Raw genomic sequence first — 561 nt, 5'->3', positions numbered from 1 at the left:
CCGGGTCGATTACATGGACGTGTCCCCGCGGCAGATGGTGTCTGTCGCGACGGCGATGATTCCGTTCCTGGAGCATGATGACGCCAACCGTGCCCTGATGGGTGCGAACATGCAGCGTCAGGCGGTGCCGTTGATCCGTTCCGAGGCTCCTGTGGTGGGTACCGGTATGGAGCTGCGGGCGGCGGTGGATGCCGGGGATGTCGTGGTCAACGACAAGGCCGGTGTGGTCGAGGAGGTTTCCGCGGACTACGTCACGGTCATGGCCGATGATGGCACCCGCAAGTCCTACCGGATGCGGAAGTTCGCCCGCTCCAACCAGGGCACCTGCGCCAACCAGCGGCCCATCGTCGATGAAGGCCAGCGCGTCGAGCGTGGTCAGGTGCTGGCCGATGGGCCGTGCACCGAGAACGGTGAGATGGCGCTGGGTAAGAACCTGCTGGTGGCGATCATGCCGTGGGAGGGTCACAACTACGAGGACGCGATCATCCTGTCGCAGCGGTTGGTCGAAGACGATGTGCTGACCTCGATTCATATCGAGGAGCACGAGATCGACGCCCGTGA

1 pseudogene is annotated in these 561 nt (G+C 63.8%); it reads left to right on the top strand.

Annotation, left to right across the window (positions count from 1 at the left end):
- Positions 1-561: pseudogene (locus NF4_RS36030) on the top strand (DNA-directed RNA polymerase subunit beta); the annotation flags it as partial.

The sequence above is a fragment of the Nocardia fusca NBRC 14340 genome, from assembly GCF_001618425.1.
In the GTDB taxonomy this organism is placed as follows: Bacteria; Actinomycetota; Actinomycetes; order Mycobacteriales; family Mycobacteriaceae; genus Nocardia; species Nocardia fusca.
The sequence above is the reverse complement of the archived record's forward strand: the minus strand, read 5'-3'. Positions and strand labels throughout refer to the sequence as shown.